Origin of the sequence: Anaerosalibacter massiliensis (genome assembly GCF_024623155.1) — a bacterium.
GTDB lineage: Bacteria > Bacillota > Clostridia > Tissierellales > Sporanaerobacteraceae > Anaerosalibacter > Anaerosalibacter massiliensis.
This window is the reverse complement of the sequence record NZ_JANJZL010000008.1, coordinates 72,907-92,943: the sequence shown is the minus strand read 5'-3', so window position 1 is coordinate 92,943 and position 20,037 is coordinate 72,907. Positions and strand designations below refer to the sequence as shown.

Genomic DNA, 20,037 nt, shown 5'->3' with positions numbered 1-20,037 from the left:
TCCAGTCTTTAATTTTCAATTATACTTTATACCATATTTAATTTTTTTCAACCAATATCTACTAGTATATATTATGACAACAAATCTAATTTTCATGTCCTTGTACTCAAAATAAATGACTGGTATAATTATATTTAAAGTTAAATTGTAAAGCTTCCTGGAAGGATGTTGGTATGATGAAAATTGGCATGAGAACTATTAAAACTGCAATTGCTGTTTCCTTAACCATATTCATAGCACAACTTATAAATCTAAAAAATCCTCTTTTCGCAGGGATTGCTGCAATAATTGCTATGCAATCTTCTGTTGTGGGCTCTTTCAAGGCAGGAAAAAACAGGATGCTAGGAACAGTTTTTGGTGCTGTAATAGGACTTTTTTGTTCTCTTATTTCACCAAATAACCCTATAGTCATAGGTCTAGGGATTATGGTTGTTATATATTTGTTAAATCTTTTAGAGTGGCAAAAATCAGCTTCTATTGCTGCAATAGTATTCTTGTCTATAACCCTCAATCAGCAAACAGGCAATAGACTAAGCTATAGCATATATAGAACATTAGATACTTTTGTAGGAATAATAATTGCAACATTTGTTAATTTTTTCATATTACCCCCTAAATATGAAAATAAAGTTGAATCTTCTTGTAATGATATACTTGCTAGAAGTATGAGTTTAATTAAAGGCTTAATATGGGAAAATAAAAAAATAGAAAATGAAGAACTGGAAAATATAAGAATAAATTTAGAAACATTAGAAAATTATTATGATACATTAAAAGAAGAAGTTGAACTAAAGATTTGTAAAAGTAAAGATTGTAGACATTTGAAGGACACATATATTTCTTTTAGAAATATCTATGAAAACTTAAATATTATATCTAACATTGATTTTGATACTATAATAAATAGAAGAAATAAACAGCTTTTAGAAAGTATATACAATAAAAAAACTCCTTATTCTGATAGAAACGCAATGGTAGAAACAGATATAATATTTAATTATCATCTTAAAATAATACTTGAAGAAATAGAGTCTTTAATGGATATATTAAACTAAAAATGGACATGGGACAATATATATTATCCCTTATAAAGTAGCTAAGATATATGTCCCTTTAGTCCATACAACACTATATCTAATTCTCTAAAATTTAGTATCATCTATTGAATCTAACCACTTCTCTATTGGCTTCATTACTTCCCTTATAGTTCCATCTTCAAAAGGATTTCTAAGTTTAGCTAAACTTACAAGGTTTAAGAATGAATCACTTCCACCAGCTCTACAAAGTCTTAAGTAATCTTCCCAAAATTCATCATTGCCATCCATTGACTTTATCCAAAATTGGAAAGCACATACTTGGGCTAATGTATAGTCAATATAGTAGAAAGGAACTTGGAATATATGTCCCTGTCTAAACCAATATCCACCTCTATTTAAGAAATCATTATCTTCATAATCCCTAAACGGAAGATATTTCTTTTCAATTTCTCTCCACTTTGTTTTTCTCTCTTCTTTAGTAGCTTCTGGATTCTCATATACAAAATGTTGAAACTCATCTACTGTCACACCATAAGGTATAAAATTCACTGCTCCGCTTAAATGACTAAATTTATATTTTTCTACATCTTCTTTAAAGAAAAGTTCCATCCAAGGCCAAGTAATAAATTCCATACTCATAGAGTGAATTTCACAAGCCTCTAATGTAGGAGAGTGATATTCTGGAATTTCAAAGGAACTACTTAAATAAAATTGGAAAGCATGGCCCGCCTCATGAGTTAAGACATCTACATCTCCGCTAGTACCATTGAAATTAGAAAATATAAAAGGAGATTTATACTTAGATATAATAGTGCAATATCCACCACTCATCTTACCTTTCTTACTTACTAAGTCCATAAGCTCCCTCTCAACCATAAAATTAAAAAATTCAGCTGTTTCTTTTGAAAGCTCATTGTACATCTTCTTTCCGTTTTCAAGTATCCATTCTGGACTTCCCTTTGGAATGGCATTACCAGATAAAAATTCTAGTGGCTCATCATAATATTTAAATTCATCAAGACCTAATCTTTTTCTCTGTCTATCTTTTAATTCTTCTACAACTGGCACCAAATCTTCAAATACTTGCTTTCTATAATTTGCTACCATTTCTGCATCATAGTCTGTTCTACCCATTCTAGCATATCCTAGCTCCACAAAATTTTTGAATCCTAATTTTTTAGCTATACTATCTCTTAGTTTTACTAATTCATCATAGATAGTATCAAATTTATCTTCATTTTCTTCAAAAAATTCTATATAAGCTTCATAAGCTCTTTTTCTCATATCTCTATTTCTTGACTGCATAAAAGGTTGCATTTGAGCTAAGTTTCTTTCTTCACCTTCAAAATTTATTTTAGCAGAGGCTACTAATCTATCATATTCTGATACAAGCTTATTTTCATTTACTAAATCTTCAATTATTTCATCAGAAAAAGTTTTTAATTTAACCTCTGATAGATTGAATAAATGAGAGCCCCATTTTTTCTCCAAATCATCTCTAAATTTTGAATTAACTAATGCCTTCATATATTTTGATACTAAACTTTCATATATAGGCATATTTTCATCTAAAAATTCTTGTTCCTTCTTATAATATTCGTCTAAAGTATTTATTGAATGTCTTATATAAACTAGATTTTCCATGGATTCTACTTCTTCTCTTATACTATTTATTTTCCCTATTATCTCATTTTGCTCATTTGAAGAATTTGCCCTTTCAAATTCATCTATTAGAGATGTAATTTCTTCCTTGATTTCCCCCATATCTGGTCTTTTATATTTATAATCCTTAAATTTTAACAAATTAAATACCTCCTTTATAAATTCTACTTAAGAACATAATACCAAATTTAAAGAATATTTTACACCTTTATATTTATGCAAATTAATTTTATTTAGGATATAATAGTAATATGAAAACAAAATAACTTTTAAATATTTTGGGGGATATATATGAAGAAACTTGATTATGAACAGATTATGGATATTCAAGAAAATGCTACAAGAAAACTTCTTAATTATATAGATAGTTTTTTTCAAAAAGAAATGAATATTAAAACCATTGAATTTTATTATCCTGATTTTGATGAAACTAGGACAAATACAGCCTTTAATGTTTGGATTAGTCTAGACTATATGACTAAATACGGGAAAAATTTTATTGAACTTTTCTTAGAAGATAATTCAAATAATTTAAGTAATTTAGAAAAAGAGATACTTTCAGAAAGAAATAAATCCCACATAAGCTTATTTGAAATAAAAAATATAAAAGGTGATTTAATGTATGTTAAAGATCTCTTATGTAATAAACATCATATTGTTTGGGAGCCCGAGCTCTCAAAAATCGTTGATAAATCAGAGCTTATTTTCGGAAGAATATCAAAGGTAATTATATATGAAAAATTTATTGGAGATCTTAGCTTTCTCCCTGATTTTTCTAAAAGTATATTCTTAGAAAAAGTGTTTTCTAACTATGATTCAATAAAAGATAAAGAAGATAATATTTCAATGAAATATTATCTTAGAAAATATAGTTTAAATATGTATAAAATATATACTGATTGCGTATATGATGTTTTAGGATTTGATGATGAGGATGAGCTCCAATTAGCTGAAGAACTAGGAGAATTTGAATCTTTTCTTAAAAAAAGTCTATCTGAAAGTACTGTTGAAAAACATATTAAAAATTTAATAAATATATATGAATACTTTTTATATGATATAGACTATACTCTTTATGATTTAAATAAAATAAACCTTAATGAATTAATTGAAAAGGGTATTTTTGATAATTTCATATCTAGCAAGAGTAAATTAAACTCCTATATTGCAACATTGAAAAAATATATTAAATTTTTAAATAATGAAAAAGATGAAGAAAAGTATAGGGAAACTTATGAGGAGATACTTAAAATAAGTAAAAAAAGAGAAATGTATTTTAAGCCAAAAAAGCCAATAGATATGCCTCTCTATTGGAATAAGTCTTTAGACAAGCCTATTAAAGATAATTTAAATAAAAAATCTATACTTTTTTTAAATTCTTATGAAAAATATTTATTTTACATAAGAAATAATAATGTAGGTATTTCTAAACCTGAAGGTTTTATTAAAAGTAAATATTTATTGGAGCTAAATAATATAATAACTCAAAATATGATAGCTAAAATGTCCAAAAACATAGTCCAATCAGATCTCCCACTCATCCATCTTTTTTATAAATTTTCATTATCTCATTATATATTAACTATAAATAATAATAAAATTATACCTTATGAAAAGGAAAATCAATATATAAGTTTAAAAGAATATGAAAAACTGGCTTTATTTATAGACTACGTATGGAATGCATTACTTTGGAATGAATTTGCAAATTGTTCATATGAAAATACTGAACAAAAATATAAATATAAAATAATAGAATCTTTAAATCTGCTTACTCCAGATACAATATATGACTATACTGAAATAAAATATAATGAAATAGACACTCCAATATTTGACAAAAATATAATCCATATTTTTGACTATATGGGACTTCTAATCTTTAAAGAAGCTTCCTATTTTGAAAAAGATTCTATATCAACTATATCTATTACAAATTTAGGAAAAGCAGTATTCAACATACTTAAAGAAAGCAAGAGTAGGGGTATTGAAAATAAAGGGAAAATAGTAGATTTAAATAAATGGAAAGAAACAAATAGCTAATGCCAGCTATTTGCTTCTTTCTTTATAATCTTTTAATGCTATTGAAAATTGATCTGGACAAGAAGTCTTTCTGAGACCACATCTAATCCCTGAAAGCCTGTCTATTACATTATCTATATCCATTCCTTCAACAAGACTAGATATACCTTTTAAATTTCCACTACATCCACCTATAAATTTTACATCTTTTAACTTTCCATTTTCTACATCAAATAATATTTGCCTACTACAAACTCCCTTTGGGAAATATTCTTGCATATTTAATCTCCTCTTTTCTATGAATTATTTTTTAATTAGTTATAGGTAAGAACATATTATACTATATTTCTTATTATTCATAATGACAAGTATAAAATTATTTCTACAATATATTTAACTTTTCACAACCATAATGTTATCTTTTTAAAATATGGGGCATAAATTATTTATAATGATAAATTATTTTTTATGAAAATAACTTGACAAATAGATTATAGTTATTTATAATATAAATTGTAATCGTTACAAAATTAAAATCATTTTAATTTGAGAGGAGTAATTCAGATGCCATTTACTGTAGAAGTGGCAAAACAAAGCTTAAAGGAACATAATATTAAACCTTCTACCATTAGAATAAAAATATTACAATACTTAATGGATAATAAACTTCACCCTACGGCAGATCATATATATAAATATTTAATAAACGATATACCTACACTTTCTAAAACTAGTGTATATAATACTTTAGAATTGTTCTTAGAAAATAATTTAGTAAATATTGTAACTATTGATGATAAAGAATCAAGATATGATATAAATACATCAACTCATGGACATTTTAAATGTGAAAAATGTAATAAAATATATGATTTTCATATTAGCTCAAATAATTTAAATGGGAAAGAAATTGATGGCTTTATTATAAACAATAAAAAAATTTATTATGAAGGTATATGCAAAGAATGCTTACGTAATCTTGAGAAGATTTAAATAATGGAATAAAAAGAATACCACTATTTGATTCAATAAAAACTAGCAATTTAGATTCTAAATCATAGAGCCAATTGCCAGATTAACTGGTTCTATGATTGGATATATAAATTTAATAAACTAATTAAAATATCAAGGGGGAATTTTTTATGAATCCAATGACAGCAGATAATTTACGTTCAGCTTTTGGTGGTGAAAGCCAAGCTCACATGAGATATTTAGTATGGGCAGATAAGGCGGAAAAAGATGGTTTTCCAAATGTAGGAAGATTATTTAAAGCTATTTCCTATGCAGAACAAATTCACGCTACAGGTCATTTCACTGCAATGAAAGATGAGAGTGGAGATTTTTCAGTTACAGCAGGTGCAGGTTTTGGACTTGGCAGTACTTCCGAAAATTTACAAGGTGCTATAAATGGTGAATTATTTGAAGTTGAACAAATGTATCCTGCTTACATAGCAGTTGCAGAACTTCAAGGTGAAAAACAAGCTATAAGATCTATGAATTTTGCATTAGAGGCAGAAAAACTTCATGCTGAACTTTATCAAGAAGCAAAAGATGCAGTAGATAGTGGAAAGGATGTAGATTTTAATGAAGTTTATGTATGTCCAATCTGTGGATATACAGCAGCCAATGGTGCTGAAGACAAGTGTCCAATCTGTGGTGCTAAGAAGGAATTATTTAAAAAATTCTAAATTGAAATCAAAAAAAATGGAGACAGTCTGTCTCCATTTTTTTAATTTCATGTACCACAAAGAGCATATAAATTAAGAAACTCTATAGCAAATTTTTTCTCTTCTTTTGTAAGTTTATTTGAATCTAAAATCATATTTAAATCCTCTGTCATGTCTATATTTATTTTTTCATAAAGCTCTAAACTTCTAAAAGCATAAGCTATTTCATCCATAGCTTCTGGCACCTTGAACAAAGCTTTTATGAAAGTAACTTTATCTTTTAAATAAATATCCTTCATTAAATTTGAAATAATATCATATTCTTTATCATAAAAGTTTAAAGAAATTCTAATAATTGATTCAATATCTTCTATATCCTTTACATCTTGTTTGGAAATCCACTCTAAAACTTTTGTATCACTGTCATCTCCATATATTTTTGCTAGCTTATCTAAATCTAATTTAGGTAGAGATAAAAATATTTTTTTAAGTTCTTTATTATTTATTTCTTTCTCTGCTGTAACTATTGACATTATTTTTTCTTCTAATGATAGTTCATATTTAATTTCAAGACTTTCTTTACTTTTATCAGATATTTTAATATATCCAATAGTATCTTTTTTCCAATAATCAGGGTAATAGTTAAATTCTTTATTTGCTTTAAGTAAAGGCTCTGCTCTTTCACTCCAAAGATAATATAATGCTAAATCTATATTGCCATTGCTTTTTTCATTATTTTTAACACCTATTAAAAGCTTTTTAGAATCTGGGGACCATATTACTTTTCCAGTAGTAAATATTTTACCTAACAATTCTAAGTTTTCTGTTGAAACTATATAAGTTTCTTTAACTTCATCTAATCCCTTATCTACTGTTAAATATTTTCCATCTGGAGACCAACTAATACTATTTAAATCTCCTTCCACTAAATCTATTTCATTTTTCTTTTTATTCCCTTCATTGTATATTCCTAAAATATATTTTCCATCTGTCTCTCTTAAATAAGCCGCTATTTTTTCATTAAACCAAATTATTTCATCTATATCTTTTCTTTCCTTAAAATTTTCTCTTTTACTACTTTTTATAATAAAACCACATATAATTATTAATATTCCAGCCATTAAAACTATAATTCTTTTTTTCACCCATAGTCCCCCTTAGAACTCGATACCTTTTCTCGCCATTATACCTTTTGTATAATAATGTTTTATTTCTTTCATTTCCGTAACTAAATCTGCTAATTCTGTTAATTCCTTTGGAGCATATCTTCCAGTTATCACTACTTCTACTGAAGACTTTCTATTTTTGATAATTTCAATAGCTTCATCTACAGTAAATAATTTATAATATAAAGCAATATTCAATTCATCTAATACTACTAAGTCATATTTTCCACTTTTTAATACTTCCTTACAAATATTCAACCCCTTCCTTGCCTCTTTTATATCTTCATCTGTTGGATCATTATATATGAAACAATCTCTTCCAAACTGGTGTATTTCAATATTGGGAATATAGTTTGGAATCCTTAATTCACTATAATCCATACCTTTTATGAATTGGCCAAAAAACACTTTCTTTCCTGCAAGGGCTGCCCTTACAGAAAGTCCTAAACTAGCAGTAGTTTTTCCTTTTCCATTTCCTGTATATATATGTACATAAGAATTTTCCACCTATTTCACTCCTTTCTTCCAGCTTATTATTATTATATACAATATTTAAATCCTAGGATAATACTAGGTTTAAATGAAAAACTTAGATTTTACTATATAATAATAAGTATAAGGTATAAAATATAAGTATATGATAAAAAGGTGGTGCAGAAATGAAACTTGTCAAAATAAGAGGAAATACCTATTATATTCCCCATAATACTAATATAGGAGTCTATACCTATAAGAATAAAAACTGCATTCTTATAGATACTGGAATTAATAACACAGCAGCTAGAAAAATTGAAAATGTATTAATTTCCAACAATCTTCATCCTAAATATATTATAAATACCCATAATCATTTAGACCATTCTGGAGGAAATAATTATTTTACAGAAAATTATCCAGGGTGTATCACCTATGCCTCTGAAAGAGAAAGGCTTTTTTTAGAATACAATGAACTATTCCCTTATACTTTCTATGGAGCTTCATCTACAAAAGAAATAGCTAAAAGTAATAAGCCCATAAAAGTAGATTATACTCTTGAATATGGTGTAGAAAAAATAGATGGTGAAAAATTTGAAACTATTCCCCTTAAGGGACATTCTATAGAGCAAATAGGTATCATCACACCAGATAAGGTATGCTTTCTCGGAGATGGTATATTTAGCCCAGAGATACTTGAAAAATATAGTATACCTTTTTTATATGATATAGAAGCAACACTGAATACTTTTAAATATGTTGAGGAAATAGATGGAGATATTTTTGTAATAAGTCATTCAGATAAATTATATGAAAAGGATGAAATAAAGAGCTTAGTAGATATAAATATAAAATGGGTAAATAATATATCAGAGGAGATTTTAACTATATTAGAACAACCTCATACTAGAGAAGATCTTTTACAAAGTATTATAATTTTAAATGAAATAGATGATTCAGTTTTAAATTTTAATCAATACCATATATATTTTTCATCTATATCAGCATTTTTAACCTATTTAACTAATAAAAATCTAATAGAAAATCATATTGAAAATGGAAAAATCTATTATTATCAAAAATGAGAAATTAGGTATGGTTCTTTTTGTGTTATTTTTATTTTGCTTTAAAATACAGTGCAAGTTTCCGGATTTTAAGTTGTTAGGTCTGTTGACTTAAAAAGCCATTGGGTAGAAAATAAAGATGAAGTTTTTCACAAAACCTATGAAATTGATTTTCAATCAATTAAGCAAATAACCATCATTTGTGGTAGGATTTTATGAAATTTAAGTCCTATTTTCTCCAAAGCTTTTTCGGAAGAAAACCTATCAATCTAAAATTCGTGGACTGGCACTATTTTTAAAAAATCAAGATTTAAGAATTAATATATGGAGGGATATTATGAAAAAGTTACAACTTGATGATTTTACTAAATATAAGTTTATTTCAGGACTTAAATATTCTCCTAGTGGAGATTATGCAGCTTTTATAGTTCATAGAATGGATGTGGAAGAAAACAAATACTTGTCCAACATATGGATTTATAATACTAAGACAAATAAATACTTTCAACTTACTTCATTAGATGAAGAAAAATCTTTTATATGGCTAGACAATTCAAATATTCTATTTCCAGCTATGAGAAATCCAAAAGATAAAAAGAAATTAGAAATTGGAGAAGAATTTACAGTTTATTATAAAATAAATATTCATGGTGGTGAAGCCCTAGAAGCTTTTAAAGTACCATTAATTGTTACTGAACTAAAGAAAATAGATGATAAAAACTTTCTAATTACAGCATTATATGACCATTATAAACCAGACTTAAATAATTTAGAAGGTGATGAAAAAGAAGAAGCTATAAAGAAAATTAAAGAAGAAAAAGATTATGAAGTATTGGATGAAATACCTTTCTGGTCAAATGGTGAAGGATTTACAAATAAAAAAAGAAATAGACTATATTTATATAGTCGAGAAAAAAATAAGGTAGAACCAATTACCGATGAATATACAAATGTAGACTTGATTAAATTAAATAAAGAAAAATCTATGGCTTTAATAATTGCTAATTCTTTTAAAGACAAAGCTCCTATTAAAAGTAATTTATATCTATATGATATAGCTAAAAAAAATTTAGAGAATATAACCCATGAAGATCCTTTTAGCTATGCTTATGGAGACTTTTTAAATGATAAAATAATATTTGCTGGTAATAATATGAAAACCTATGGAGTAAATGAAAATAGTCATTTCTATACCATAGATATTGATTCAAAAAAGGTGGAAAAAATAACTAATGACTTTGACTATAGTATATGGAACTCTGTAGGTTCTGATTGTAGATATGGAGAAATTCAATCTTTTAAAGTAGATAAAAATTATCTCTACTTTGTCACTACAGAAATAAACTCTTCTTATATTAATAGAATAGATAAAAATGGTCATATCGAAAAAATAACTACTAAAGATGGTTCTATTGATGGATTTGATGTGTATGACGAAAATATACTATTCATTGGTTTAAAAAATATGAAATTGCAAGAACTATACACCTTGGAAAATAATAAAGAAAAACAAATCACTAACTTTAATGAATGGGTAATAGAAACTAGAAAATTATCTAAACTAGAAAGAATTACTTTTGAAACTGAACCTGGAATAACTTTAGAGGGTTGGATAATGAAACCTGTAGATTTTGATCCAAATAAGAAATATCCAGGAATACTTAATATCCATGGTGGTCCAAAAACTGTTTATGGAGAAATATTTTATCATGAAATGCAATACTGGACTAATAAAGACTATGTAGTATTCTTCACTAATCCTAGAGGTGGTGACGGACGAGGAAATGAATTTGCAGATATAAGAGGAAAATATGGAACTATTGACTATAATGACCTTATAAAATTTACAGATATAGTCCTTGAAAAATATCCATTTATAGATAGTAATAGACTAGGAGTAACTGGGGGCTCCTATGGTGGATTTATGACTAATTGGATCATAGGCCATACAGATAGATTTAAAGCTGCTGTTAGTCAAAGAAGTATTTCTAACTGGATTTCTAAATTTAGTACTACAGATATTGGATACTTCTTTGTAGATAATGAACAAATTGGGACTCCCTGGGACAAAGTAGAAAATCTTTGGTTCCACTCTCCTCTTAAATATGCAGATAAAGCTAAAACTCCTACACTATTTATTCACTCAGAAGAAGACTACCGCTGCTGGCTAGCAGAAGGTCTACAAATGTTTACTGCATTAAAATATCATGGAGTGGATGCAAGACTTTGCATGTTCCGTGGAGAAAATCATGAGTTAAGCAGAAGTGGAAAACCTAAACATAGAATTAGAAGACTTAGTGAAATGACAAATTGGTTTGATAAATATTTGAAATAAAAATATGAAAAAAGGTTGTATATTTTATAAATTATTTAAAATTATAATATTATATAGTATAATACATCTATTAAATGATTTAGGGAGTTGTAAAAATATATGGAATATATGATTATCAAAATTTTATTATTTATTGGAGTACCATTAATTATCACTATTATCAATAATAATATTAATTCATTGAAAGGTGATCTGGAACGCATGAATTCAACTTTATATAAGATCGCTGAACAAATTGGTATACCTAAACCACCTATAGATGATGAATTAAAAGTCCTTATTGAAGAAGGTAAAAAAATTGAAGCTATTAAAAAAGTGAGAATGGATTTGGGACTTTCATTAAAAGATGCCAAAGAATATGTTGATTCTTTGTAAAAAAAGCAGCCTCTTCTGTGGCTGCTTTTTTATAACTTTTCTATACATTTTTAAGTATTACTTTTAATTCATAAGTGTTTGTATTTAAAACAGTTAATAATGCTATTTGTTCTTCTTGAAGTGAAACTATTCTTTCAAAGGATTTCATAGCACTCATATACCTTTTATTTACTACAAAATTTACATAAGCTTTTGATTCAGCTCCTATGCTACCTATTACATAGTCTATTTCTTCAATTTCATCTTTAAGTTCTTTTGTCAATTTAGCTATTTTTATATAATCTGATTTACTCATATTTCTATCAACAGATTTGATTATACTTCTTAATTCTCTATTGATTTCTAAAATATTATTTTTTATATCCTTAGTAAGTTTAGCTGCTTGTACTGAATTATCAACAAATTCTTTTTTAAGCATTATTTGTTTCTTTACTAATCCTTCAGGCTTTAAAGTATTAGTACTATAACTTTGAGTACTAAAGTTTTGAACATTTGAATCTAATACTTCCTCAATCGCATCCTCTAGTCCATCATTATTTAAATTTTCTTGTTCTTCAATTACTTCATCAACTTCTTCTAGTACTTCCTCCATGTCCTTTAACATATTTTCTAGTTCAACTTTTAGTTCTTTTCTATCTAGTTCATCTACTTTTTCTGTTTCTGCAAATACTGCAAAGGAACTAAAAATTAATACTAAAGATAATGTTAATGCAAATAATCTTTTTGTCATAAAAGACACCCCCACATGGTTAATATATTTTATATACTTCTTATTACTAATATCGGAAAAAACTGGACAAACTTTAGCCCTTTTCATGGGCAATGTGTATAATATACTAATATGTGAGGAATGTCCTAGTAGCATCTAGTTCTCTGGTATTGTGAGCTCTAAATCTGATATAGGATAACTAACACATGGATGAATATATCCATATTTTTTATCTACTATCCTTCTACTATCATTATCCTTTCTTATATATACATCTCCAGATATAAGTTTAGAACGACAATATCCACATTCTCCACTTTTACAATGGGACGGGGCTTCTATTCCTGCTCTTTCTAAAGTTACCAATACAGTTTCATTAGCTTTTGCTGGAATAATCGTATGTCCCTTTCCAACATTAACTATTAAATCAAAGTTTCATCCTTTAATTCACAATATCCAAATAGAATATTTAAATTTTACTTGTAAACCTTTCTTAAATATAAAAAAGTCTGAAAACTTCAGACTTAAAATATAATATATTAAATATAAAAAATTCTATCTCTATACTTTTCTAATATTTTTTTATTAAATTCATCTCCTCCATCTACATTAGCACTATGAAATATAGGAGGAGATATCCCTTTATTTAAAAGTATTTGGGAAACTTCTACTACTATAGCATTACCTATAGCTGCTCCTGCTATAGTAGATGTAGGCCCAATTTTTTGATTAAATCCTTCTAATTTCATAGAAGCATCTTCAAAGTCCCCACAATTATCTATAACTAAATTTGCAACTTCAAATAATTTTTTATTGCTAGAATGTCTAGACAAAACCTTCTTAGAATACTCCATATTGGTAATAGCTATAACATAGGCCTTCTTATATCTAGATTCTAAAGCTATATCTACTATAACAGAATTTCTCCCTGATACAGAATGAATAATTATTATGTCTCCTTCTCTTAACGGACTTTCTCTAATTATTTCCCTACCAAACCCTTCTAATCTTTCTGCCTTAGAAGTCATAGTGACAGGTCTTGTATTTAACATAAGAGTTGGATTAAATATAGGGTTTATTAAAGCAAATCCTCCAGTCCTATAGAAAAGTTCTTCCACAACTATTCCTGCATGAGAAGCACCAAAGGCAAATATTCTATTACCATTTTCTACTCCATTAGCTATCTTTTCTGCAGCTAAATGTATATTATCCTGTTGGTTTTTTTGTATTTTTCCCAATACTTCTTTAGCATATTCTATATATTCATATCCATAGTTCTTCAACATTTTCACCCCTATCTACTTAAAAAATCTAGCAATACTTCCTGAAATAATGGACCATAACGAAAAATCATTTCCTCCAAATATTATTATCCAATCAGCTACAGTATTTTTTAAAAATGGTATGGAAAATCCAACTAAAAATATCATCAGTACTCCAGCTACTGCTGATCCAACAATAGCTCCTCTAAGTCCACCTGTTCCATTTCCAATAACTGCTGCTGTTCCTATTTCAAAAAAACATGTAATTGTAAGTGGTACTATAGCATATGGAAATAAAGTTGTTCTTCCTAAAAGAATAATAGTTATAACTGATGTAATCATAGATACTACAAAGCCTATTAATACAGCATTAGGTGCATAAGGGAATATGATTGGACAGTCTAGAGCTGGAATGGCATCTGGAATGATTTTATCAGAAATTCCTTTAAAAGCTGGTATTATCTCCCCTAACATCATTCTTACACCAGTCAATAATACAGTTAATCCTGCTCCAAAAAGTACTCCCTGAAGCAATGCATATACTACAAAGTTTTTATCTGTATTAAATACCCTAGGTGCTCTTCCACCTAGTATAATTCCTATAACTATATAAACTAAAAACATTACTAAAGAAGAAGTAATGGTTATTTCTCTTATGAAATCCCATTTCTCACTTATTTTTAAATCCTCTGTTGAACGTTCCCTATTTCCAAAAGCTTTTCCTAAAATACCTGAAACTATTGAAAGTATTCCAGTAGGATGACCTAATGTAAAAGAATCATCGCCTGTAACATTTTTGACAAAAGGTCTTAAAATTGCTGGAACAAGTATTATATATATTGAAACAAATATAGTGCTAAATAATAGTAGGTTTCCTCCTGTAAGCCCTGTTTCAACACCCACTGCTACAAATATAAAAGCAAACCAAAATAAATGGTGACCAGTTAAAAATATATTCTTAATCCTAGTATATCTAGCTACTATAACATTTAATAAAAAAGCAATTAACATGGAAATCCCTATTTGTGAACCATAATCAGATATAATTTTATCTGCTCCTATTGGTCTTAAGGCTGCTTCTCCAGTTATTCCATATAATATATTAAAACCATTGCTAAGAGGCAACATGGAACTAACTAATATATTTACACCTTGAGTCAATATAACTACACCTATAATAGTTTTTAATGTTCCCTCAATTATTTCTGAAGCTGATTTTCTTTGAAGTAATAGACCTATTAATGCAATTATGCCTAAAAATAGGGAAGCTTCTCTAAATATTTCATTTATCAAAAACATTACAAATCTCAAAACATCACTCCTTAAAACTATTTAGTACATCCCTAACAACTGGCAATCCATTTTCTACAATTTCTACCTTGTCAATAAAATTTTTAATTGCTACTACTGGAACATTTACCTTACTCCTAATATTTTTTTCAAGCTCTTTTGAAGTGAATATTATATCGCAGGGAGTTGAAGATGCACTTCCTACATCTGCAGTAAATACATCTGCCTTTATATTATTCTGCTTCAGTACCTCTTCTATTTTCATCTTTAAAATCATAGATGAACCGACTCCAAATCCACATACTGCTAAAATTTTTAATTTTTTAGACAAAAATATCCCTCCTATTTTCTATTTAAAATATAATATGCCTCTTCTATATCTTCAATATTTCTTAATCTTTCAATCTTTTTTTCATTATCTAAAATACCAACTAATTCTTGTAATGCTTCAAGATGATTTTCTTTTGATCTTGCACAGAAAGCGAATACCATGTCTACAGGGTCATTATCTTCACTTCCAAATTCTACAGGCTTTTCTAATGTAATTAAACTCATTCCATTCTTTAAAACTTCATTAGTAGGTCTTGCATGAGCAATAGCTATATGAGGAACTATGACAATATAAGGGCCTAAATCTTCTACGGCTTTTACCATATCTTCTATATATTCTTCATTTATATGTTCACTACTTAAAAGAAGATTTCCAGCTTCTCTTACAGCCCCTTTCCAGTCCTTTGCATAAACATTTAATTTAATATTTTCTTTTTCAATAATATCCCTATTGGACAAATTAATCACCTCATTAATTAAATAGAGCATTAAATATTTTTCCCTCTATTTACAATTTAATACCTTTAAAATAAATGATGATTAAATGAAAATATTCAGGGTATCTTACTCATACGAAGAATTGAGAGGTGATTTTCATGATTTCAAAAGAATTATTAAGAGAAAAGACTATTACATTCTTAGAATATATGGGAGTATATATTGATGATTTAGAAGATAATCAAAAACTAGAAGAATTTGCAAATATATTAGAAAATACAGAAGACTCTGCCGAAAAAACAAATGGATTAGTTTACAAATACAATGATGAGTACTTTTTGGTGATAAATTTTCTAGATGGAGATTACTTAGTAGCACCAGTAGAATACAATTCTTAATATAATTAAGCACAAATTAAGGGATGTATATATCATAGTTGCTGATATACTCATCCCTATTAAGTATAGTTTTATGAAAAAAAATTGTATAATATAGGTAATATAACAGGTACAATAAAAGTGAGAATAGTTCCAGTAATTAATGCTATCAATCCTAATTCTGGTCCAACAAACTTTGTTACTGGAACCAACATAGTATCCATATTACCAGCAGCCCCTCCTGCAATTGGACTTCCCTTACTTATTTTAATTAAAATTGGTAAAAATAAAACTGTAAAAAATTCTCTCATAACATTAACTATAAATCCATATGTTCCTATTTCAGCTCCATACATCTGTGTCATATATGCTCCTGTAACGCTATAATAGCTCATCCCACTAGAAGCTATCACTGAAATATGTAATGGTATTTTAAGTATAATTCCAGATAAAATACCTGCCATAATGCTCCCTGTAAAAATTGCAATAGAAAGAAAAATAATCTTCCATCCTAGCACTTTAATATAATTAAATATCCTGCGATTTGAACCTAGGCTAATACCTACACTAGTATAAAGAATCATCAAGAAAATAGTTAAAGCATAATCTAAAACAAATATAAGATTATTAGGTAGCATAGTACTACCAAAAATAACACCAACAATAATAGATATAGGCATAATCCAAATAAGTGGAGATATCTTCTTTTTCTCTTCCTGCAAAATATTGACCTCATCATTTACATTAATTTTTTCCGAGGATAATTTTCTACTAATTTCTTCTAGAGGTAATATTGTTTTTTCAATAAGAACAGTAAAAAAGGCACTGCAAGCTATAGCAAATAAAGAAATTATTACGCAATTTAATCCAATTGTTCCTAAGTTAGACATTATAGAATTATTAGTACCAACATTTGCACCTATAGTTATCATTAGCCCTATCAAAGCAATATTCACTACTAAATCTACAACTTTCAAAGTAGAATCTGACAAATTTTGAATTCCAACTATTAAACCTATTGTCAAACATAAAAATGGAAACCAAATCATATATTTTCTCACCTCCCTATTCATTAGCTGATAAATATATAGAATATTCTTAAATAAATTTATTACAGCCATTATAGCATACTAAAAATGAAAAAGTATATAGTCTAATTTAAATACTAAAGTAAAATTAGTTATAGTTTTATATATACTAAATGTAAATTATTTTATATAATGAAAAAATTAACAATATATATAGATAAATGATACAATAAATGAAAAAGGCAGAAAAATTTTTCTGCCTTTTTATTATTAAAAATATTAATTTAATTTACTCTTATCTATTTCTCTATCTACTAATGTATCTAGTTTGTCCTTCATATCCTTAAACAAAGGGAGTATTTCATCCGACAATATTTCTGGAAGAAAAGCTATATCATCAGTTTTGAATACTTCTCCAAAACCTTCCATTATGTCTTTTAGATAATATATATCCTTCGCATATAAATTCCACTTTTCATAACTTGTAACTATATATCTTAACTCATCACTCATATCTATTACATAAAAAGTATCTACAAGCCACCTGACACTTTCGAGCAACTTAACTAATTCGCTCCAAGACTCTTTATTAGGCTCTTTATAAAATTCATTTGCTAATAGTTCCACTTCTAAAACAGCCTCTCCTAAATACTCAATATTAGATATAAGTATATCTCTTGTCATATCCTTTATATTCTTAGTTATGACTTTTACTTCCTCTATGTTTTTGATATTTTGGGAAAAATAATCATAAAAGTCATCATGAACTTCATCTCCATCTACCTCAAAATGGCTCAATATATAGTTTGAAGTAGAAATAATATCTTTTACCTTTTCAAATATATCATCTATAGATTCTAAATTATTATCAAATTCTAGCACCTTATTCAATATATAAATTTTCATTAAATTACCTCCAAAATCATAAATTTCCCAATATAAAATGAACTTATCCTATGTAATCTTAAATACAGTAGCTAAATCCTTTAAATATTATCAAGTCTAGTATAATATATGTATTAGTTTTAAACAAGATATAAACTTGCATACTTAAGAGATAAACAATAAAAAGACAAGGAGAAGATTTATTCCTTGCCTTTTTATTATCTTAAAACTTTTTTCTTCCTAATATTATACCATATATCATTAATAATGAACCACTAATATAAAAACCTATACAATTATTATATCCTGTCCTTGGTAACTTATCTTGAGGCATTTCTAGCTTTATTGATTCTTTAGGATTCTTAGGTTCTTCTTTAATATTTGAACCTGTCAAATCTGTTATATTCTTTGTATCCTGTGGGTCCTTTGGGTTTATTGGAGTTTCTGATTCTTCAAGTTCAACTATTCTTTTTTCTACTTTAATAAGTTTATCAATATTCGATACTAAGATTTTTTGTTCTTCTGATAATTTTTCAAAAGCTAATCTTGCTCTTTCTACCTCTTCTTTGTGTTCTAATCTCAAATCTTTAATTTCAGGTAATTTATTAATTAAGTCTACTACATTTTGAATATCTTCAAACCCTATATTCAGCCATTCTCTTAATTCTTCAATCTTATCTTTAACATTCGTACTTATGAAGAATATAAAGAAGGAGAAGAAATAAAATTAGATGTCTCTAATGTAAAATATAATCCTGAAACTAGAAAATTTGAATTCCATTTTTCAGATACTATCTGTTCTATAATTTCATATATATACAAAAAAACACCTCCAAAGTTTCTAATTCCCACAATTTTAAACCCTATTTTTATATTTATCACTTACTCCAGTATATTAATTTTAATAAGTATATTTTTAAAAAAGTATAACTATAGTATCTTTTAGGGTAATAATATATTAAGTATAATAAGGAAGTTGGTGCTATGATAGATATAAGAGAATTCATTAAGACTAATATAGAAAATAATATGTTTAAAGGAGTTGTTATTGGTATTAGTGGAGGAATAGATTCCGCAGTAGTAGGAAAACTACTTGTAGATTCCATAGGTAGGGATAAAGTCTTTGGTCTAATAATGCCAGAAAGAGATTCCTCTCCAAATACAGTTTCTGATGCTATTTTAGTATGTGATTATCTAGGAATTAAATATGAGATTATTAACATTAGCGGAGTTCTCAGAAAAATAGGAGTTTATTCTCTTAAGCCTCCTGCTTTTCCCTTTCCAAGAATCATTCAAAAAAAATATTCTAGAAATATATGGACTAATGAGAAAAAACCATTTATCCAAGACCTAACTACCCAAGGAGACAAAAGCTTTTCAGAAAACTTAGCCTATTATAGAACAAAACCTAGGATTCGAGCTATAATATTATATTTTGAGGCAGAAAAAAGAAATTTTGCAGTAGCTGGCTGTACAAATAAAACTGAATATCTTACAGGCTTTTACACTAAATGGGGTGATGAAATCTGTGATATTGAACCAATAAGACATTTATATAAAACTGAAGTATTCGAACTAGCAGAAAAACTAAATATCCCACAAAAGATAATAAATAAAAAACCTAGCCCTGATATTGCCCCTGGAATTACAGATGAATTTGCATTGGAAATTGATTATAGTGAATTAGATAGGATATTAATAAAAATTGAAAATAAAGAAGATCTTTCCGATGAAAATGAAGACAGTGTAAGTAAAATAAAAGAAATGCTAGAAAACAGAAAATATAGAGAAACTAAACAATTACATCTGTAGTTAATCTTTTATAAGGTTAAATATGCTAATGTTAACCTTTAACTTTAAGGCTATTTTTATATACTTATTTACTTGAATCCCATTGAAAATACTTCTCTAGATAG

The 20,037-nt window shown here is 27.3% G+C and carries 23 protein-coding genes; 9 read left to right on the top strand and 14 right to left on the bottom strand.

Translation table 11 applies throughout. The features are described from left to right. Positions 1 to 173 precede the first annotated feature (173 nt). A complete protein-coding gene (locus tag NSA23_RS11690; protein WP_042678681.1) occupies positions 174 to 1,055 on the top strand; it encodes an FUSC family protein in 882 nt (293 codons plus the stop codon). Positions 1,056 to 1,142: 87 nt separating this feature from the next. On the opposite strand, the gene NSA23_RS11685 is transcribed toward NSA23_RS11690, so the two are convergent. Beyond that, positions 1,143 to 2,840 carry a M3 family oligoendopeptidase gene (locus NSA23_RS11685; protein ID WP_081915135.1) on the bottom strand — a complete coding sequence of 566 codons (1,698 nt, stop codon included), beginning with the start codon at positions 2,838 to 2,840 and terminating at the stop codon, positions 1,143 to 1,145. A 150-nt stretch (positions 2,841 to 2,990) separates the two neighbouring features. Between NSA23_RS11685 and NSA23_RS11680 the strand changes: the two genes are divergently transcribed. After that, entirely contained in the window at positions 2,991 to 4,742 is a 1,752-nt protein-coding gene (locus NSA23_RS11680) for a hypothetical protein (protein ID WP_042678682.1), read from the top strand. Between the two features lie 6 nt (positions 4,743 to 4,748). Here NSA23_RS11680 and NSA23_RS11675 read toward each other — a convergent pair whose 3' ends face one another. Then, positions 4,749 to 5,000 carry a TIGR03905 family TSCPD domain-containing protein gene (locus NSA23_RS11675; protein ID WP_042678683.1) on the bottom strand — a complete coding sequence of 84 codons (252 nt, stop codon included), beginning with the start codon at positions 4,998 to 5,000 and terminating at the stop codon, positions 4,749 to 4,751. A 285-nt stretch (positions 5,001 to 5,285) separates the two neighbouring features. Between NSA23_RS11675 and NSA23_RS11670 the strand changes: the two genes are divergently transcribed. Then, complete coding sequence (locus NSA23_RS11670) at positions 5,286 to 5,714, top strand: Fur family transcriptional regulator (protein WP_222704692.1); 429 nt, start codon at positions 5,286 to 5,288, stop codon at positions 5,712 to 5,714. 149 nt (positions 5,715 to 5,863) lie between these two features. Further along, complete coding sequence (locus NSA23_RS11665) at positions 5,864 to 6,409, top strand: rubrerythrin family protein (protein WP_042678685.1); 546 nt, start codon at positions 5,864 to 5,866, stop codon at positions 6,407 to 6,409. A 47-nt stretch (positions 6,410 to 6,456) separates the two neighbouring features. On the opposite strand, the gene NSA23_RS11660 is transcribed toward NSA23_RS11665, so the two are convergent. Both NSA23_RS11660 and NSA23_RS11655 read right to left on the bottom strand, forming a co-directional pair. Then, the gene (locus tag NSA23_RS11660; protein WP_042678686.1) at positions 6,457 to 7,533 is read right to left on the bottom strand and encodes a hypothetical protein; all 1,077 of its coding nucleotides are present in this window, start codon (positions 7,531 to 7,533) and stop codon (positions 6,457 to 6,459) included. Between the two features lie 12 nt (positions 7,534 to 7,545). Next, positions 7,546 to 8,061 carry a cob(I)yrinic acid a,c-diamide adenosyltransferase gene (locus NSA23_RS11655; RefSeq protein WP_257490570.1) on the bottom strand — a complete coding sequence of 172 codons (516 nt, stop codon included), beginning with the start codon at positions 8,059 to 8,061 and terminating at the stop codon, positions 7,546 to 7,548. 152 nt (positions 8,062 to 8,213) lie between these two features. Here NSA23_RS11655 and NSA23_RS11650 point away from each other — a divergent pair, with 152 nt between their 5' ends. From NSA23_RS11650 to NSA23_RS11640, 3 genes are all read left to right on the top strand, one after another. Beyond that, positions 8,214 to 9,113 carry an MBL fold metallo-hydrolase gene (locus NSA23_RS11650; protein WP_042678688.1) on the top strand — a complete coding sequence of 300 codons (900 nt, stop codon included), beginning with the start codon at positions 8,214 to 8,216 and terminating at the stop codon, positions 9,111 to 9,113. Positions 9,114 to 9,429: 316 nt separating this feature from the next. Beyond that, positions 9,430 to 11,427: a S9 family peptidase gene (locus NSA23_RS11645; protein WP_257490569.1), complete on the top strand. Its 1,998-nt coding sequence runs from the start codon at positions 9,430 to 9,432 to the stop codon at positions 11,425 to 11,427. A gap of 99 nt (positions 11,428 to 11,526) precedes the next feature. Continuing rightward, entirely contained in the window at positions 11,527 to 11,802 is a 276-nt protein-coding gene (locus NSA23_RS11640) for a hypothetical protein (RefSeq protein WP_042678690.1), read from the top strand. Positions 11,803 to 11,842: 40 nt separating this feature from the next. Here NSA23_RS11640 and NSA23_RS11635 read toward each other — a convergent pair whose 3' ends face one another. The 6 genes from NSA23_RS11635 to NSA23_RS11610 form a co-directional block, all read right to left on the bottom strand. Further along, positions 11,843 to 12,532, bottom strand: coding sequence for a hypothetical protein (locus tag NSA23_RS11635; protein WP_042678691.1), 690 nt, complete (start codon positions 12,530 to 12,532; stop codon positions 11,843 to 11,845). 135 nt (positions 12,533 to 12,667) lie between these two features. Then, positions 12,668 to 12,904: a 2Fe-2S iron-sulfur cluster-binding protein gene (locus tag NSA23_RS11630; protein ID WP_257490574.1), complete on the bottom strand. Its 237-nt coding sequence runs from the start codon at positions 12,902 to 12,904 to the stop codon at positions 12,668 to 12,670. A 146-nt stretch (positions 12,905 to 13,050) separates the two neighbouring features. Then, a complete protein-coding gene (locus tag NSA23_RS11625; protein WP_042678692.1) occupies positions 13,051 to 13,794 on the bottom strand; it encodes an SIS domain-containing protein in 744 nt (247 codons plus the stop codon). A 15-nt stretch (positions 13,795 to 13,809) separates the two neighbouring features. Beyond that, complete coding sequence (locus tag NSA23_RS11620) at positions 13,810 to 15,084, bottom strand: PTS ascorbate transporter subunit IIC (RefSeq protein ID WP_097668010.1); 1,275 nt, start codon at positions 15,082 to 15,084, stop codon at positions 13,810 to 13,812. 4 nt (positions 15,085 to 15,088) lie between these two features. After that, complete coding sequence (locus NSA23_RS11615; RefSeq protein WP_246119156.1) at positions 15,089 to 15,394, bottom strand: PTS sugar transporter subunit IIB; 306 nt, start codon at positions 15,392 to 15,394, stop codon at positions 15,089 to 15,091. An 11-nt stretch (positions 15,395 to 15,405) separates the two neighbouring features. Continuing rightward, positions 15,406 to 15,852 (bottom strand): PTS sugar transporter subunit IIA, encoded by a 447-nt coding sequence (locus tag NSA23_RS11610; RefSeq protein WP_187116613.1) that lies wholly within the window; start codon positions 15,850 to 15,852, stop codon positions 15,406 to 15,408. A gap of 137 nt (positions 15,853 to 15,989) precedes the next feature. Here NSA23_RS11610 and NSA23_RS11605 point away from each other — a divergent pair, with 137 nt between their 5' ends. Then, positions 15,990 to 16,229 carry a hypothetical protein gene (locus NSA23_RS11605; protein ID WP_042678694.1) on the top strand — a complete coding sequence of 80 codons (240 nt, stop codon included), beginning with the start codon at positions 15,990 to 15,992 and terminating at the stop codon, positions 16,227 to 16,229. A gap of 71 nt (positions 16,230 to 16,300) precedes the next feature. On the opposite strand, the gene NSA23_RS11600 is transcribed toward NSA23_RS11605, so the two are convergent. The 4 genes from NSA23_RS11600 to NSA23_RS11585 form a co-directional block, all read right to left on the bottom strand. Continuing rightward, complete coding sequence (locus NSA23_RS11600; RefSeq protein WP_042678695.1) at positions 16,301 to 17,257, bottom strand: LysO family transporter; 957 nt, start codon at positions 17,255 to 17,257, stop codon at positions 16,301 to 16,303. 258 nt (positions 17,258 to 17,515) lie between these two features. Then, positions 17,516 to 18,142 (bottom strand): hypothetical protein, encoded by a 627-nt coding sequence (locus NSA23_RS11595; protein ID WP_042678696.1) that lies wholly within the window; start codon positions 18,140 to 18,142, stop codon positions 17,516 to 17,518. 202 nt (positions 18,143 to 18,344) lie between these two features. Then, entirely contained in the window at positions 18,345 to 18,704 is a 360-nt protein-coding gene (locus tag NSA23_RS11590) for a hypothetical protein (RefSeq protein WP_042678697.1), read from the bottom strand. Positions 18,705 to 18,814: 110 nt separating this feature from the next. Then, positions 18,815 to 18,943, bottom strand: a complete 129-nt coding sequence (locus NSA23_RS11585; protein WP_257490568.1) for a hypothetical protein — start codon at positions 18,941 to 18,943, stop codon at positions 18,815 to 18,817. A 162-nt stretch (positions 18,944 to 19,105) separates the two neighbouring features. Here NSA23_RS11585 and nadE point away from each other — a divergent pair, with 162 nt between their 5' ends. Next, positions 19,106 to 19,933: an NAD(+) synthase gene (nadE, locus tag NSA23_RS11580; protein WP_257490567.1), complete on the top strand. Its 828-nt coding sequence runs from the start codon at positions 19,106 to 19,108 to the stop codon at positions 19,931 to 19,933. The last annotated feature ends 104 nt before the right edge of the window (positions 19,934 to 20,037 follow it).